14 protein-coding genes and 1 tRNA gene are annotated in these 17,790 nt (G+C 40.3%); 4 read left to right on the plus strand and 11 right to left on the minus strand.

The features are described from left to right. Positions 1-105 precede the first annotated feature (105 nt). From glgP to Q4D72_RS02930, 11 genes are all read right to left on the minus strand, one after another. Entirely contained in the window at positions 106-4,353 is a 4,248-nt protein-coding gene (glgP, locus tag Q4D72_RS02880) for an alpha-glucan family phosphorylase (protein WP_303075975.1), read from the minus strand. A gap of 183 nt (positions 4,354-4,536) precedes the next feature. Further along, complete coding sequence (gene recJ, locus Q4D72_RS02885; RefSeq protein WP_303075916.1) at positions 4,537-6,231, minus strand: single-stranded-DNA-specific exonuclease RecJ; 1,695 nt, start codon at positions 6,229-6,231, stop codon at positions 4,537-4,539. Positions 6,232-6,427: 196 nt separating this feature from the next. After that, positions 6,428-6,500 (minus strand) — tRNA-Phe (locus Q4D72_RS02890). 111 nt (positions 6,501-6,611) lie between these two features. Continuing rightward, positions 6,612-7,232 (minus strand): TatD family hydrolase, encoded by a 621-nt coding sequence (locus Q4D72_RS02895; RefSeq protein ID WP_368502025.1) that lies wholly within the window; start codon positions 7,230-7,232, stop codon positions 6,612-6,614. Further along, positions 7,229-7,681, minus strand: a complete 453-nt coding sequence (gene dtd / locus Q4D72_RS02900; RefSeq protein WP_303075917.1) for a D-aminoacyl-tRNA deacylase — start codon at positions 7,679-7,681, stop codon at positions 7,229-7,231. The genes Q4D72_RS02895 and dtd overlap by 4 nt, the downstream gene beginning before the upstream one ends. An 88-nt stretch (positions 7,682-7,769) precedes the next feature. Further along, entirely contained in the window at positions 7,770-8,882 is a 1,113-nt protein-coding gene (ald, locus tag Q4D72_RS02905; RefSeq protein WP_303075918.1) for an alanine dehydrogenase, read from the minus strand. Positions 8,883-9,006: 124 nt separating this feature from the next. After that, entirely contained in the window at positions 9,007-9,183 is a 177-nt protein-coding gene (locus tag Q4D72_RS02910) for a CAL67264 family membrane protein (RefSeq protein ID WP_303075919.1), read from the minus strand. Between the two features lie 19 nt (positions 9,184-9,202). Next, positions 9,203-9,949, minus strand: a complete 747-nt coding sequence (locus tag Q4D72_RS02915; protein WP_303075920.1) for a hypothetical protein — start codon at positions 9,947-9,949, stop codon at positions 9,203-9,205. A gap of 9 nt (positions 9,950-9,958) precedes the next feature. Further along, positions 9,959-11,113 carry a 5-(carboxyamino)imidazole ribonucleotide synthase gene (gene purK, locus Q4D72_RS02920; RefSeq protein WP_303075921.1) on the minus strand — a complete coding sequence of 385 codons (1,155 nt, stop codon included), beginning with the start codon at positions 11,111-11,113 and terminating at the stop codon, positions 9,959-9,961. Positions 11,114-11,145: 32 nt separating this feature from the next. Next, complete coding sequence (locus tag Q4D72_RS02925; protein WP_303075922.1) at positions 11,146-11,823, minus strand: metal-dependent hydrolase; 678 nt, start codon at positions 11,821-11,823, stop codon at positions 11,146-11,148. Positions 11,824-11,905: 82 nt separating this feature from the next. Further along, on the minus strand, positions 11,906-12,808 hold the full coding sequence (locus tag Q4D72_RS02930; RefSeq protein WP_303075977.1) for a 1,4-dihydroxy-2-naphthoate polyprenyltransferase: 903 nt from the start codon (positions 12,806-12,808) through the stop codon (positions 11,906-11,908). A 290-nt stretch (positions 12,809-13,098) separates the two neighbouring features. Here Q4D72_RS02930 and accD point away from each other — a divergent pair, with 290 nt between their 5' ends. From accD to rpoN, 4 genes are all read left to right on the plus strand, one after another. Next, on the plus strand, positions 13,099-13,953 hold the full coding sequence (gene accD / locus Q4D72_RS02935; protein WP_303075923.1) for an acetyl-CoA carboxylase, carboxyltransferase subunit beta: 855 nt from the start codon (positions 13,099-13,101) through the stop codon (positions 13,951-13,953). Positions 13,954-14,037: 84 nt separating this feature from the next. After that, the gene (locus tag Q4D72_RS02940; protein ID WP_303075924.1) at positions 14,038-15,063 is read left to right on the plus strand and encodes a diphosphomevalonate/mevalonate 3,5-bisphosphate decarboxylase family protein; all 1,026 of its coding nucleotides are present in this window, start codon (positions 14,038-14,040) and stop codon (positions 15,061-15,063) included. A gap of 78 nt (positions 15,064-15,141) precedes the next feature. Continuing rightward, positions 15,142-16,092 carry a mevalonate kinase gene (locus tag Q4D72_RS02945; RefSeq protein ID WP_303075925.1) on the plus strand — a complete coding sequence of 317 codons (951 nt, stop codon included), beginning with the start codon at positions 15,142-15,144 and terminating at the stop codon, positions 16,090-16,092. A 170-nt stretch (positions 16,093-16,262) separates the two neighbouring features. After that, complete coding sequence (gene rpoN / locus Q4D72_RS02950) at positions 16,263-17,729, plus strand: RNA polymerase factor sigma-54 (RefSeq protein WP_303075926.1); 1,467 nt, start codon at positions 16,263-16,265, stop codon at positions 17,727-17,729. Positions 17,730-17,790 lie beyond the last annotated feature (61 nt).

Here is a 17,790-nt window from a genome sequence, read left to right on the forward strand (position 1 = left end):
TAAATTCCTTATGTTTTAGTAAAATATCAGTTTATAAATATTTTTACAAAAAAATCTCGGATAATGAAATACACTATCCGAGATTTTTAATTGATATTCAAATAATTACAACCACTTCACCAATGCAAAATCTTGGCGGTGCGGCAATAATTCATTTTTAGGGAAAATCCGAACGGCTAACTGTAAAGAACCCGGATACTCCGTAACCACTTCAAGCTCATAAACCGCTTTGCTGCCCTCTTGCGATACGGGTAAAAATTCTTTTTTGTCAGCTACTTTAATTTTTCCGTCTTTATCACGAGCGATAACCAATTCAACACCAATATCTTCGGCTTTTAAATCTCCGATATCCAACGTAATTTGCCCTTTGTATTGATTTCCGATAGAAATCAACTGCTCACGACGATTAGGCGTTTTCACATCTAACACTTTGATGTTATCCCACTCTTGGCTCACTTTTCGTTTCCAATCTGAAATTTCAATCGCCGTTGCGTAATTATCTTTTTTCAGGCTTGCCGCACGCTCGCTCATCGGGTAATAGAATTGATTTTCATAGTCGGTAAGCATACGCGTAGTGGTGAAATTCACAGCCACTTTGGCAATGGTATTTTTGATGAATGAACACCAACGTTGTGAAATGCCATCGCGGTCTTTTTCATAGAAAGCCGGTGCTATTTCATCTTCAATAATGTTATAAATCATTTCGGCATCCATCTCATTTTGATACTCTTGGCTTTCGTAAGCACGCTCCATCGGCAATGCCCAGCCGGCATCTTCGCGGTAGCCTTCCACCCACCAACCGTCAAGCACACTGAAATGCATCACGCCGTTCATTGCGGCTTTTTCGCCACTGGTTCCGGAAGCCTCTTGCGGGCGTGTAGGTGTATTCATCCAAACATCAACCCCTTGTACCATATGGCGTGCCAATTCCATATCATAGTTAGGTATGAAAAGAATTTTCCCTAAAAACTGCGGAAGTTTCGATATTTCAACAATGTTTTTAATCAAATCTTGTCCGGCTTTATCGGCAGGGTGTGCTTTTCCGGCAAAAATAAACTGCACGGGGCGCTCCGGATTGTTCACGATTTTGTCCAATCGGTCGATGTTTGTAAACAACAAATGCGCGCGTTTGTACGTTGCAAAACGACGGGCAAAACCGATGGTTAAAATATCTTTACGCAAGTTTTCTTTAATCTCAATAAGCTGTTTTGGAGAGAAGTACGGCGTATTTCGCTCAAAACGCAATTTTTGTTCGATACGTCGTAACAGTTTGGCACGCAATTCAGTTTTTACTTCCCAAATGCGTTTATCCGAAACTTTGTAGATGCCTTCAAAACTTTTCGGGTCGTACGTATGTGTTTTGAAATCTTTTCCAAACACTTCATTTTCAATTTCTTTCCAAAGTCCTGCCGTCCACGTAGGCTGATGCACCCCGTTAGTTACATAGCTAATATGCAGTTCCTCAGGCATATAACCTGGCCAAAGGTCTTTGAAAATATCTTTGCTGACCTCACCGTGCAACCAGCTCACACCATTGACTTCTTGTGAAAGATTTGCCGCTAAGTTGCTCATTGAAAATTTCTCCTTTGCGTCGTGTAAATTGATTTTTCCCAATGAAAGGATTTGCTCCCACGAAACGTGTAATTTTTCGGTATAATTCTCAATATGAGCGCGTAACATTCCTTCTTCAAAGAAATCGTGCCCCGCCGGAACAGGCGTATGCGTGGTGAAAAGCGACGAAGCCCGCACCACTTCCATTGCTTCGGAGAACGACAATTTATCATTTTGAATATACTCACTGAGCCTTTCCAGTCCGATGAAAGCCGCGTGCCCTTCATTGCAATGATACACTTCGGTATCAATGCCCAATTTTCGAAGCATTTTTATACCTCCTAAACCAAGTAACATTTCTTGTTTCAATCGGTTTTCCCAATTTCCACCGTACAAGTGGTGCGTAACGGAACGGTCACCTTCCCTATTATCTTCAAAATCAGTATCTAACAAATAAAGTTCAATACGCCCTACATCCACACGCCAAACCCGTGCGTAGAGTGTGCGTTGTGGTAAATCAACTGCCACAATCATCCACTTGCCGTCAGCATCTGTTACGGGAGTTACCGGAATTTTGGTAAAGTCTTGTGCCTCATAATCAGCCTCTTGATTTCCGGCAGCCGATAATTTCTGTGAGAAATAACCATAACGATACAACAATCCTACGCCAGTGATTTTGGTGGCTTTATCGCTGGCCTCTTTCAGATAATCACCCGCTAAAATACCAAGTCCGCCGGAATAAATTTTTAAAGACGAATGCAAGCCGTATTCCATACTGAAATAAGCCACTGACGGACTTATCATTTCATTTTTCTTCGCCATATAATTCTGAAAATCAGAATATACTTTTGACAGATGCTTCATAAACGCCGCATCGTTTTCAAGCTCGCGATAACGTGAAAGCGGAATACTGTCTAAAAGTGCGATGGGGTTTTTACGTGAATCAAGCCAACGCACCGGGTCGATGCTTTTAAACAATTCGTAAGCCTCATCATTCCAGCACCACCAAAGGTTTTTGGCAAGTTCTTCAAGGGGTTGCAACGCCTGCGGAATTGAGCGATGCACAATCACGTTTCGCCAAATTGGGGCGTTTACAATCTTGCTTTTCTCCAAATATGCCGAAGTTTCATTTTCAACAATCGGAAGATTAACTACCCTATCCTCAATATGTTCCAATGTTAATTCATAACATTTAAAATAATTTTTCACCAAGTTTTTCCAAAGAGCCGTTTCTGAAACTTTTGCAGCCGTTTCACGTAATGTCTGAAAATCATCAGCTTTCATTTGTTGTAACGCCAGCAAACTTTTGGCAAGCTCGCCCACGATGTCTCCGTAATTGCCATCGTTTCGTTCAATAACTTCCAAGGCTTTCTGTTTTTCAGGATAATATTCCTTCACCCATTTACCAAATCCTGATAATGAAGTTGTTATACTCGGAACGTGGAACGCCAAACTTTCCAAAGGTGTATATCCCCAAGGCTCGTAATATGACGGGAACAAGGTTTTGTCAAATCCGATGAGCAAATCATAATACGAGAGGTCAAAAACGCCGTCATTTCCGTTTAGATAACTCGGACAGAAAATTACTTTAACCTTGTCTTCTTTTCGATTGAAAAGCTGTTGCTCGCCTATTCGCCTTAAAACCTGGTCGTTATATATATCTGACAGATAATGCGTAAGGTATTTTTGGTCGTTTTCTTTTGCCTGTTGCGGATTTTTCAAATTATGCAACAAGCCCTGATTAACACCTTCGTGCGCGGTTGGGATAAGCACAAAAGCCAGCAATTCTTTTTTGTTTTTCGGATTTCGGTTCAGTGCCCCCAACGCATCAATAAAGGCGTCAATTCCTTTGTTTCTGAATTCATATCTTCCGCTGATGCAAACCACTTTGGCGTCTTCATCAATAGAATGACCCACAAGGGCTTGCGCCACTTTATGAAGTTGTTTTTTGGCTTCTTTTCGTTTCTTTTCGAAGGTTTTGGCTGTTGGCACAAAACTGTCTTCAAAACCGTTTGGTGTGATAATATCGGTTTTTCTGCCTAAAAAATGAAGTGCTTCCAGAGCGGTTAATTCGCTCACGGTGGTGAAATTATCGGCTCGTTTGGCAGCGGCTTTTTCTAAAAAATGCTTATGTTGCACCCCAAAACGATACGCCATTTCTTCGGGATTGTACCCCTTCATATTGTCGTAAAGCGGATAACCGTTTCCGGCAATAGAACGCCCGACTACGGTGGCGTGCGTGGTGAAAACCGACCCCACTTTGGGCATTTTATCCTCAATATAAAGCAACCCGCTACCGGTCATCCATTCGTGGAAATGACAAATCACGTTCTCACGTGAAGCCGTGTTAAATTTCACAAAGCTTTCAATCACTTTGGCAGAAGCATATCCGAAAAGCACCGACTCAATATAATCCCACGAACTGTTAAGCGAATCCAACTTGTAAGTATCCCAGTAATAACGCAAAATTTCGTTTTTATTACTCACATAATGCGAGAAATCAACCAAAATAACAATCGGATTACCGGCTATGTTCCAGTTACCAACACGAACGCGCAAACCTTCACTTTCAGCCTTTGCCCGCCACGATTTAAACAAATCTTTGTTTTCAACAAACTCCTTACTTTCAGTGTGTTGCCAAACATCCGGACCAATAAGGATATACTTATTTCTGAATTTTTTGGTAATGCTCAACGCCTTGGTTGAAATAACGGTGTGAATACCGCCCACTTTGTTACATACTTCCCAACTGGTTTCAAAAACATAATCAGGATTTAGTGTTCCTTTTTTTGTTGACATAATTTAAATGTATATGTTGTTCTATTTTAAAATTCTGAATATCTATACTTTATATTTATTTTTTCACTACAACGTTGTAGATTGCCTGTTTGAAGAGGTAAAAGTACGAATTTTTGCAATAACACACAAACATTGCCGATATTTTTTCTGCCGAAAAACATTCAGACCGCAAAGAATATCAGCATTTTACCGAATATCCCGAATTTTTAGTTGCAGGGAAACGCTTCCGTTCCAGTGATTTTCTTCAATGGAATAAGCAATTTCAAAGGGTTTCCCCGATTTTATGAGCGGTAATTTATGCCCCAAACCAAAGCCCACGGCAGTGAAAAATTGCCCGCCGCCAAAGTCTTTTAAAGTCAGCCGAAGATGGGCGTTATCCTTCCCGATTTGCTTGGCAAAACCCGTATCCACCACGTTTTTGGCGTAGAACACAGGACTCATATTCTGCGGACCAAAAGGCTCAAATTGCTTTATGACGTTAAACATCTTCGGATTGATTTTTTCCAGCGGAAGCTCGGCGTCAATCACAATTTTGGGCGATTTTAATTCCTCCGGAAGAGTTTCTGCCACCACTTGCTCGAATTTTTCCTTAAAAGAGGCATATTTTTCGGGCAAAATGGTCAATCCGGCAGCGTATTTATGTCCGCCAAACTGCTCAATGTGTTCACTACATCGCTCCAACGCCTCATAAACGTCAAATCCGTGAACGGAACGCACCGAAGCGGCGTATTTTTCCCCACTCTGGGTGAAAACTACGGTCGGTCGGTAATGCGTTTCAATCAATCGGGAAGCCACAATGCCAATCACGCCCTTATGCCAATTCGGGTTATATACCACGGTGGAAGCCCTGTCTTCTTCTTGATTTGTTTGTATCTGATTTAGAGCCTCTTGCGTAATATTTGCATCAAGGTCTTTGCGTTCGTCATTAAAATTTTCGATTTCTTTGGCTTTGGCAATCGCTTCGTTTACAGATGTTTCCGTTAAGAGTTCTACGGCAAACATCCCGTGTTCGATTCTTCCTGCGGAATTGATTCGCGGAGCTAACCCGAAAACGATGTCCACCATTTGCACGGGGCGATTTTCCACTCCGAGCAATGCCGCAAGCCCCACCGACGGATTTTCGTTCAAAATCTGCAAACCGTAATGCAACAACACCCGATTTTCGCCCGTTACGGGAACAATATCCGCCGCAATGGCAACCGCCACCAAATCCAACAAAGGACGTATGGTTTCAAACGGTTGATTCATTCGCTGACTCAGTGCTTGCACCAGCTTAAAGCCTACACCACAGCCACATAGTTCGTCGTATGGATACTCACAATCGGTTTGTTTGGGGTTTAATATGGCTACGGCTTCGGGCAGTTTTTCAGACGGACGATGGTGGTCGCAAATCACAAAATCGATGCCTTTTTCACGGGCGTATTGTACTTTTTCGTGGTCTTTAATACCACAATCCAAGGCGATAACGAGCGAAAATCCGTTTTCGGCGGCATAATCCACGCCTTGAAAAGAAACGCCGTAACCTTCGGAATAGCGGTCAGGAATGTACGTAGCCAAATTTTGAGTAAATCGCTTCAAATAGAGATACATCAGCGATACGGAAGTGGTTCCATCTACGTCATAATCGCCATAAATAAGTATTTTTTCCTGTTTTTCGATGGCTTGAAGCACACGTTGCACGGCTTTTTCCATATTTTTCATCAAAAACGGATTGTGAAGGTCGGAAAGTGCCGGTCGGAAGAACTTTTTTGCCGTATCAAAGTCCGAAATACCCCGTTGAGCCAGCAAAACAGCAGGAATCACACTTAAATTGAGCTGTTTTTGTAGCTTTTTTACAAGTTCAACGGGTGGTTTTTCTTTATGTATCCAATGTAAATTCATTTTTGTAGCCTTTTATTGTTCTATTTTTTGAAAAACCATAAAAAAGAATTGTTTTTCGGCAAAAATAATTCTTTTATTTGAGAAAACCCTACGATTTAGGAAACAAATAAAAAACAAAAACCACAGTTTTCACTGTGGTCTTTGCAATTCCTAATCCTTAAAAATATGAAAAATTTCCTCTATGAAGAAGATCTCGTGGTACCTCCAGGAATCGAACCAGGGACACAAGGATTTTCAGTCCTTTGCTCTACCAACTGAGCTAAGGTACCAGTTGTTTTGCTTTTGCTGGTGCAAATATAGAAACTTTTTCACAACCTACAAAAATTTACGCCTTATTTTTTTTTTATTTTTTTCAAGAAATAACAATAATCACCTAAAAATCAGATTGTTATTTTTTGAAAAATTTTTATTGAAATATTCAAATCGCCACGCAATTCGTATGCTTTTTTGTAAATTTCAGCAATAGATACAGCCGAATCGTCTGTTTCAAGAAAATAACTTCCGTCCGGAATGCTTTTAAAAACGGTTTGCACATTTTCATTAACAAGCAAGGATTTTCCAAAAGACAGCTTTAAACCACTGTTTATAAGCAAATTAGCAACCGATTGATTTTTGTTAAAGCCGTGTACTATCCAAGTTTGTAGCGGTTGTATTTTTTTCTTTACGGAAATAAGTTCACTAAATGCTTTTACGCAATGAATCACAAGCGGCATTTGTAATTTTTCGGATAAAACAATGTGTTTCTCAAATATTTTCACTTGATTATCAATTGATTCTGAAATATTTTTATCCAAACCACATTCTCCAATCGCTACACAATTCGGGTGAAGTGCCAGACTTTCAAGCACTTCCCACTGCTTTTGCCAATCTTCTAAATACCAAGGATGTATGCCTACTGAAAACCAATTGGTCGTCTTGGCTGTAAGCGGAAACTGATTTTGAATAACAAGCTCATTTTCAAAACTTTTTCCGGAATGTGAATGTATATCGAAAAACATCATTCCTTATTTTTTGAATCGATGATAATGGTTACGGGACCGTCGTTACACAAATCAACCTTCATATCAGCGCCAAATTGCCCCGTACTGATTCGCTTGCCCAAATCGATTTCAAGTTGAGTTATAAACTGCTCATACAGAGGCACAGAAATATCGGGTTTCGCCGCTTTTATGTAACTCGGGCGATTACCCTTTTTGGTGGAAGCGTGCAAAGTAAATTGCGACACCGCCAAAATATCGGCATTTACGTCTTTCACGGAACGATTCATCACGCCATTTTCATCATCAAAAATGCGTAAATTCACTATTTTAGCTGAAAGCCATTGTATATCTTCTTGATTGTCATCGTTTTCAAATCCCACCAAAATTAACAACCCCGTTGCAATTTGTGAAACGACCTTAGCGTCAATCGACACGGAAGCCTTCGTGACACGTTGTATAACTACTTTCATTTGATTTTCACTATTTTAAAGAATAAGCGAAATTGAAGTCGCCACAAACAACTTCAACTCCGCTTGATGTATCACCTTATTTATAAAATTAAGACAGAAATGCTGAAACATCAACATATTCCAATCCAAAAGTTTGTGCCACAGCCTGATAGGTTACTTTTCCTTGCACGATGTTTAGCCCTTGTGCAAGTCCGTCATTTTCTTGACAGGCTTTTTTCCAACCTTTGTTAGCCAACGCAATGGCGTAGGGCAAAGTGGCGTTGGTCAGTGCCAAGGTGGAAGTGTAAGGCACGGCTCCGGGAATGTTTGCCACGCAGTAATGTACAATTCCGTCCACTTCATACACCGGATTGCTGTGCGTTGTGGGCTTCGAGGTTTCAAAACAGCCTCCTTGGTCGATGGCAACATCAACAAGTACAGAACCTTTGGTCATCAATTTAAGCATCTCACGCGTAATGAGATAAGGCGCTTTTGCACCCGGCACAAGCACCGCCCCGATTACCAAATCACAAGTAGGCAACTCTTTTTGAATGTTGTAAGTTGAAGCATAAAGCGTTGTGATGTTTTTGGGCAATATGGTATCTAAAACACGTAATTTAGGCAGCGAAATATCGGCGATAATCACGTCAGCGCCCAATCCAGCAGCGGTAATGGCAGCATTGTAACCCACTACGCCTCCGCCGATAACCAACACTTTGGCGGGCTTCACACCGGGCACGCCTCCCATTAAAATACCTTTTCCGCCTTGTGGTTTTTCCAAAAAACGCGCACCTTGCTGTGCTGCCATACGCCCTGCCACTTCTGACATAGGGGTTAATAATGGCAATGAATTGTGTTGCGTAACGGTTTCGTAAGCCAAACAAACCGCCTTTTGCTTAATCATTGCGTGGGTGAGTTCTTCTTCCGATGCGAAATGAAAATACGTGAAAACCAACTGATTCTCACGTATCAAATTGTACTCGGAAGCGATTGGCTCTTTCACTTTGTAAATCATTTCAGCCTTGGCATAAACCTCGTCAATAGTGGGCAGAACGGTAGCTCCTGCTTTTTGATATTCTTCATCGGAAAAACCACTTCCTTCTCCCGCCGTTTTTTGCACATAAACCGTATGCCCGTTTTTGACCAACTCGCTAACGCCGCTTGGTGTAGCGCCAACACGGTTTTCGTTGTTTTTAATTTCTTTTGGAATACCTATTATCATTGTTATTTTATTTAAAAAGTTATCAAAATTTTGATAAAGGTAAGAAGTTATGACCAAACCTGCAAAATATTTTTTTATTTTTTTTTCGGTTTACTACTCGAAGTTTTATTTTTTTAGCTGAAAATCAGACCCTTCCTTTCAAAGCATTAAACACCCAAGCGATGGCAAAAAATCCGATTCCTACGGCAGCAAAACCAAAGCCGGCAATGTCATCATATCTGAAAATGGCCAGAGCGACAAGCCCCAAACCTACAATAATCATTATCAATGTGGCATACCCCAACACCGTATTTTTATTCATTTTCATAGCATTGTTACTTTTAAAAATAAACGATTTTGCGTTCGGTAACGACACGCTCAACACCGTAAATATGTTCGGTTCGTTCTATCCAATTTCCTTGATTATCATACTTGTATGAGAATTTTTTCTGCCCGTAAAGCTGATTGCCTTCCCCGAAATAATTCTCTTCTAAAATATTGTTTTTGGCATCGTACACATATTTGAGAACCACCCTTTTGCCTTGTTTGTCTTCAAATTTCTTCTCGGAAATATTTTGTTTGGCATCGTAGGTAATTTCGGTATTCATCAAAAAAGCTCCTTGCGGGTCAAGTAGTAATTCACTGATTTTGTTTCCGTTGGCATCATATCGCACTATTTGCTTCCCGTTGGGTTTGCCTGCCGCGTCAAACGAAAGCACCTCTCCTTGCTGTACATCAGGCTGATAGGTGTACTTCATTGTTTCTTCGGGCTTATTTTGGGCATTATGAACTTCAACCTTTGTCAGAAAATTATTTGCATCGTAAGCATAATTCCAACTCGTGGCTACTTTTCCGTCGGCAGTGGTTCTTTTCCCTAAAACTTTGAAACCCTTTGCATTATATTCTTCCAAGGTATTAAAATTTGAAAGCGGCATTCCCTTTTCTTTTTTGCCGTTGGTTTCGACATAGCGATAGGTAGCCGTTTCAACTGATTTTACTTTTCCTTTGAGGTTATCTTTTTGCCAGTCCGTTTTTTGATTTTGCCCCCACAAGGCAACGGACATTAAAAACATTACAATTACTCGCATCGTAAGTTGTTATTTACTAATTACTTGAATATTTTCTTTTACGCTTTGAGCCGTTTTACGGGCTTCGACACTGTTTTCGTTAGTAATGGTAACGTGTCCCATTTTTCGTAAAGGGCGTGTTTCGCGTTTCCCGTAAATATGCGGCGTTACCCCGTCCATCGCCATAATTTTTTCAATATTTTGGTAGATTACATCACCTTTGTAGCCCTCGGCACCTACCAAATTGACCATCACTGCGGCGGTTTTACTATCGGTTTTGCCCAACGGAAGATTTAAAATGGCACGCAAATGTTGCTCAAACTGATTGGTATAAGCTGCCTCAATGCTGTAATGCCCCGAATTGTGCGGGCGAGGCGCCACCTCATTCACTAAAATGGCATCATCGTGTGTTTGAAACATTTCTACTGCCAACAGCCCCACAATGCCGAAGGCTTCGGCTACTTGCAAAGCCACTTTTTGCGCCTTTTGCGCCACCTCATCAGAAATACGCGCCGGACAAATGACATACTCCACCTGATTGGCTTCGGGGTGAAATTCCATTTCCACTACGGGATAGGTTTTGATTTCACCCTTAGGATTTCGAGCCACAATAACCGCCAATTCATTTTTAAACGGAATTAACTTTTCAGCAATACACTCACCATCAGCAAGTTCATTTATATCTGAAAGATTTCTGACAATTTTCACACCGTTGCCGTCATAGCCAAAACGCGTACTTTTCCAAACAAACGGAAGCGCTAATTTTTCGCTGATAACTGCTTGTTTTAGTGCTTCTTTTGAGGCAAAAATTTCAAAACCGGCTATCGGGATATTATTTTTAGCGTAAAATTCTTTCTGAAAACCTTTATTCTGGATAATTTTCAAACTTTTAGACGACGGATAAACCTTCACGCCTTCCTGCTCTAATTTTTCAAGTGCCTGTACATTAACGTTTTCTATTTCAATGGTAAGCACATCGGCTTTCTTCCCGAAGTCATACACGGTTTGAAAATCATTCAAGTTTCCTTGCACGAAATCATTACACGCCAAACGCCCCGGCGCATCGGCTGCGGGGTCTAAAACCCGTGTTTTTATGTCATATTTACGTGTTTCGGCAAGCAACATTTTGCCCAATTGCCCGCCCCCTAAAATTCCTAAGGTAAAATCTGACGAAAAATAATTCATTTTGAATCGGTTATCTGTTAAATTCTAAAATATCAAATAGTTATGGTTCTGCCAATTTCAAGCAACAACAGTTCTTTGCCTTTGGCTTTAAAACTGCGTTTGGCTTGCTCGTGGTCTATCTTTATAAAGCTGAATGTGTTGTAATTAACCCCTAAAATACGGTTACATTTCACAAAATCCGAAGCCATTATGGCATCTTCCACATCCATCGTAAAATTACTACCAATGGGCAAAATAGCCAAATCAATTTTATCACGCACCGGAATGAGTTGCATATCAAAATGAAGCGCCGTATTACCCGAGATGTACACGGTTTTTTGAGGCGCTCGCAACACAAAACCGCAGGCGCAACCTCCTGATTTTCCGTCAGGAAAAGTAGAAGAATGCAATGCTTGAACCATTTTTAAACTCCCGAACGGAAAACTACACGACCCGCCCAAATTCATCGGATGCCCGTCAAACCCCAAATTGTAATAATGTTCCACAATTTCAAAGTTTGAAATTATTTTGGCTTGCGTACGTTTGGCAATTGCCTCCACATCCATTGTATGGTCTTGATGAGCATTGGTAATGAGTATATAATCGGCTTTAATTTGCTCAACATTAATGTGTTTAGCAAGCGGATTACCCGAAATAAATGGGTCGACAAGCAAACTCAGCCCGCTCGTTTTCAGCCCTATACAAGAGTGTCCGTAGAATGTTATATCCATAAGGTTTGTTTTATGTGCTAAAAAACTAAAAATGAATAGTTTTTGATATTAAAAGGAAATTAGTTCATATTTGGGGACAAAATTATAAAATTTGTCCGACAAAAAATAATATTGAAAGCAAAAAAGTGCTCAATGCAACCACTTTCAGTTGATTGTCCAGTTTCTTTAAATTGGTGTTGTGTTTGACAAACAGCAAATGCCTTATTAAGGGAATAAACAGCAATATGTAAAGCAGTTGCCAACGCGTTTGAAAATTCAGAACCGAAAAAGCCAGCATACAAACCATAGCCACCACCACCAAATAATAGTGATAATATTTCGCCAACTCGCTTCCCATTTTCACCACCAAAGTATTCTTCCCCATTGCCTTATCATTCTGATAATCACGCATATTATTGAGATTCAAAACAGCAACGCTAAGCAAACCAACCGCAGTGGCTGGCAAAAAAAGCTTCCAATTAAGTTGATGCACATACAAAAAATACGACCCCAACACACTCACCAATCCAAAGAAAATAAAAACAAATACATCGCCCAAACCCCTGTAACCGTAAGCCGATTTACCAACCGTATATTTAATCGCAGCCACCACACAAATAATCCCTAACAAAAAGAAAATCAATACATAAAAAAGATTTTCCTGTCCGAAAGAAATGTAAATAAGCACCAATGAAGAAACCACCGATAACAAAGCCGTAAAAACGACAACTTTTTTCATTTCGGTGCGACTAACTTTTCCGCTTTGCAAAACCCTTTCGGGACCGATTCGATTTGCATTATCCGTTCCTTTCACACCATCACCGTAATCATTCGCGAAGTTTGAAAGTACCTGAAAAAGAATGGTTGTACAAAGTGCCAAGCCAAAAATATCCCATCTGAAATGCCCCACACGAAATGCCAAGGCACTGCCCATAATAATGCCCGAAACCGAAAGCGGTAAGGTTCGTAAACGGGCAGCTTGTATAAAAACTCGTATTTTGCTCATCATCGAAATAAAAAAGGGCGTTATCACGCCAAAATCGGGCAAAAATACACATTATCAAGCAAATAAAAAAACTTCTTGTAAAGATTTCAAATCGGCGCAAAAAAAAACGGCTAAATCCAAAAAATTAACATCGTTTCAAAACAACCAAAAAATAATTACAAATCACTAATTATCAAAAAAATACACCAAAACAATACAATTCAGACATTTCGTTTCATCACTCGGGCGACCGAAAATCTTTCTCGTTTCACTTTTTTTTCATACTTTTGTCCGACAAAATAAGAAGGATTATGTCTTGGTTTAAGAGAAAAGAAAAAGGAATTCAGACCCCAACGGAAGAAAAAAAAGACATTCCAAAGGGATTGTGGTATAAATCACCGAGTGGAAAAGTTGTTGATAATGAGGAGCTTGAAACAAACTATTTTGTAAGCCCTGAGGACGGATACCACGTACGCATCGGCAGCAAAGAATATTTTCAAATTCTTTTTGATAATAATGAATTTAAGGAACTCGACGCCAACCTATCGTCAAAAGACCCGTTGGAGTTCGTCGATACCAAAACATACGCAACCCGCCTGAAAGAAGCCGAGCAAAAAACGGGTTTGAAAGATGCCGTACGCACGGCGGTGGGCAACTCAAAAGGTGAAAAAATCGTGATTGCTTGTATGGATTTCGCCTTCATCGGAGGCTCAATGGGGAGTGTGGTAGGCGAGAAAATTTCGCGAGCCATCGGTTATGCCATCAAACACAAACTTCCGTTTCTAATGATTTCAAAATCAGGAGGTGCCCGAATGATGGAAGCTGCTCTTTCACTGATGCAAATGGCTAAAACATCGGTTAAATTGGCACAACTTGACGAGGCTAAACTTCCGTACATTTCACTCTGCACCGACCCTACAACCGGCGGAACTACAGCATCTTACGCAATGTTGGGCGACATTAACATCGCTGAACCCGGGGCGCTTATCGGATTTGCCGGGCCGCGCGTAGTGAGAGACACCACAGGACAGGATTTACCCGAAGGATTCCAAACCGCTGAATTTGTTTTGGAACACGGATTTTTGGATTTTATCGTAAATCGTAAAGACCTGAAAAACAAAGTTAATCTGTACATTGATTTGGTAATGAATCGCCCCGTACGTTAAAGAGTGTGTGGCAAATAGTGATTCGGAAGCAACAACGTCCACTTAATCACTAAAAACTGAACACTAAACACTAATCATTTGCCTATGACTGTTTCTTGGAAAGCACCTAGCAACATTGCTTTGGTAAAATATTGGGGAAAACACAAAGGACAAATCCCTGCTAATCCATCTGTTAGTTTTACACTAACAAATTGTTATACAGAAACTTCTGTTACATTCACGAAATTGGAAAAGCCTTCTGATGAGTTTCAGTTTGAATTCTTTTTTGAAGGACAGCACAAGCCTGCATTTCACCCGAAAATCGTTACTTTTTTCGAGCGAATTCAACCGCATTTGCTGTTTTTGAAAGATTTTTCGTTTAAAATCGAATCGCGAAACTCATTTCCACACAGTAGCGGTATTGCTTCATCGGCAAGTGCAATGGCGGCTCTTTCGGTTTGTTTGATGCAAATTCAAAAACAACTCAATCCGGAAGTTTCGGAGGAAGATTTTTGGCAAAAAGCCTCATTTTTAGCGCGTTTGGGTTCGGGGAGTGCCTGCCGAAGCGTACAAGGAAGTGTAGTGGTTTGGGGCGAACACGCATCTGTTCCCGATAGTTCGGATTTGTACGGAATTTCGTATCCACTTAAAATTCACGAAGTTTTCAACGATTATCAAGATACGATTTTGCTCATCGACAAAGGACAAAAACAAGTAAGCAGTTCGGTGGGACACGATTTGATGCACAACCATCCGTTTGCAAATCAACGTTTTAAGCAAGCTCACGAGAACATCGATAAACTCATCAAAGCCTTTGCCGACGGAAATTTGGAAACATTCATCGAAGTTGTTGAAAGCGAGGCTTTAACGCTTCACGCAATGATGCAGACCAGCCTTCCTTACTTTATCCTAATGAAACCCAATACGTTAGAAGTTATTCAACGCATTTGGACTTTCCGAAAAGAAACCCAAATTCCCGTTTGTTTCACACTGGATGCCGGAGCCAACGTACACGTTTTGTACCCAAATTCGTATAAAAATGACGTTTTGCAATTTATTCAGCAAGAATTAGTTGCATTTTGTGAAAATAAACAATACATTTGCGACCAAGTCAAGTCAATGAACAAATAACAATGTTTTAATGAACAAACTTAATTGAATTTAAAAATTGTTCATTATTCATTGAAAAACTGTTAATTAAAAAGTTTAATGAAAAGACCGCTATTTTACTCAAAAATATTGCTTTTTGGCGAATACGGAATCATCAAAAATTCCAAAGGATTGGCTATTCCGTACAATTTTTACAACGGAGCTTTAAAAATGTTTGACCAAGCCGAAAGCCACAAACAAGAAGAGGCGAAAAAATCAAACGAAGCATTACGCAAATTTGCCACGCATTTGGAGGCGTTATCGGCAGAAGACAATGCTATCGTTTACTTTGATATTAAGCAACTTAAATCCGATATTGATAACGGAATGTACTTTGACAGCAGCATTCCGCAGGGGTACGGCGTGGGCAGTAGCGGGGCGTTGGTAGCGGCGATTTACGACCAATACGCACACGATAAAATCACGGTGTTGGAGAATCTGACCCGTGAAAAATTGTTGAAACTCAAAACGATTTTCGGCAAAATGGAATCATTTTTTCACGGAACTTCCTCAGGATTAGACCCTTTGAACAGTTATTTGAGTCTGCCGATACTGATAAATTCAAAAGACCATATTGAGCCTACGGGCATTCCGTCACAGGCGGTGAATGGCAAAGGTGCTGTTTTTCTGTTAGATAGCGGCGTGGTGGGGGAAACCGCCCCGATGGTGCGTATTTTTATGGAAAATATGAAAAATGAGGCGTTTCAGAGTATGCTCAAAACGCAATTCATCAAATACACCGATGCTTGCATTGATGATTTTCTCAAAGGAAATGTTAAGTCGTTGTTTTCCAACGTAAAAAAACTATCAAAAGTGGTGCTTAACAACTTCAAACCGATGATTCCGGCTGAGTTTCACGCCCTTTGGAAAAAAGGCATCGACACAGGCGATTACTTCTTAAAACTCTGTGGTTCAGGCGGCGGCGGTTATATGCTTGGATTCACAGAAGATTTGGAAAAAGCCAAAAAAACACTCGCAGGACATAAAATTGAAGTGGTATATCAGTTTTAATTGTAAAAAAATTACTTTTTCAATCATAGATTAATAACAGAAGAGATTGTCTAAGAGCAATCTTTTCTTTTTTTAAGTCATTCGTAAAATCATTTCCTGTAAACAAAAAAATTGTTTGTCTCTTTCTTCTTTTTTACGTACTTTTGCCGATGTAATTCATATTCAGCCGTATGTTAAAGCAAAATTTACAGCTCAAACTTTCACAAAAACTCTCTCCGCAGCAAATTCAGTTAATGAAATTGGTACAGTTGCCCACGTTGGCTTTTGAACAGCGTGTTAAGCAAGAGTTGGAAGAAAATCCCGCCTTGGAAACGGGAAACGAAGAAAGTGAGTATGATGATTTTGACAATGAATTTGATAACTCAACCGAAGAATACAACGATAATGAAATAATTGATATGGAGGACATTAACATCGATCAATATTTGAGCGATGATGAAATTCCGGAATATCGATTGCACGCTAATAATTACAGTGATGACGATGAAGAGAAAGAGGTTCCGTTTAGTGCCGAAATTTCTTTCCATCAATCACTTCTAAATCAACTTAATACATTTTCACTATCAGACGAAGATTATCTCATAGCCGAATTTTTGGTAGGGAGCATTGACGACAGCGGATACATTCGCCGAAGTGTGCAAGAACTGACCGATGATTTGGCGTTCACGCAAAACATTTACACTGAAGAAGAAAAAGTAAAACAAATTCGCGAACAGGTTATTTTTCAGTTAGATCCGGCGGGTGTGGGAGCTTTTGACTTACAGGAATGTTTGCTCATTCAGCTGAAACGAAAACGGGCAAACAGCGCCATTGCCTTGGCTATTGAAATCATTGAAAAAGGCTTTGAGCAATTTTCTAAAAAACATTACGACAAATTGCAATTGCGTTTTTCAGTTTCGGAGCAAGAACTCAAAAATGCCATACAAGAAATTGAGCGTTTAAACCCAAAACCGGGCAGTTCGTACTCTGAAAATAATGTTCAAACAGAGCAAGTTATCCCCGACTTCACCATTCGCATTAACGATAATGAACTAGAACTCACCCTCAACGGGCGTAATGCGCCTGAACTGCACGTTTCACGCGAATACTCTGAAATGTTGGATACTTACCGAAAATCAGCCGAAAAATCTTCTTCTCAAAAAGAAGCCGTTTTCTTTATCAAACAAAAGTTGGACGCCGCCAAATGGTTCATCGATGCCATTAAACAACGCCAGCAAACCCTTTTGATAACGATGAATGCCATTATGGAACATCAACGTGAGTACTTTCTTACGGGTGATGAATTAAAAATGAAACCACTCATTTTGAAAGACATAGCCGACAAAATAGGGATGGATATTTCAACCATTTCACGCGTGGCAAGCAGCAAATACGTAACAACCCCTTACGGAACGCGCCTTATCAAAGAGTTCTTTTCCGAAGCGATGAAAAACGACCAAGGCGAAGACGTTTCTACCTACGAAATCAAGCAAATATTGCAACGCATCATTGCCAAAGAAGATAAAAACAGACCCTATCCGGACGATGAATTAGCACAACTGCTTAAAGATGAAGGATATCCGATAGCGCGCCGAACTATCGCCAAATATCGTGAGCAATTGGAAATTCCGGTTGCCCGATTGCGGAAAGAGTTGTAACCTCAAAATAAAAAAAGCAATGTAAACCACTGATTTACATTGCTTTTTCATTATAAAGAAA

This window comes from Capnocytophaga sp., assembly GCF_030532915.1.
Taxonomy (GTDB): Bacteria; Bacteroidota; Bacteroidia; order Flavobacteriales; family Flavobacteriaceae; genus Capnocytophaga.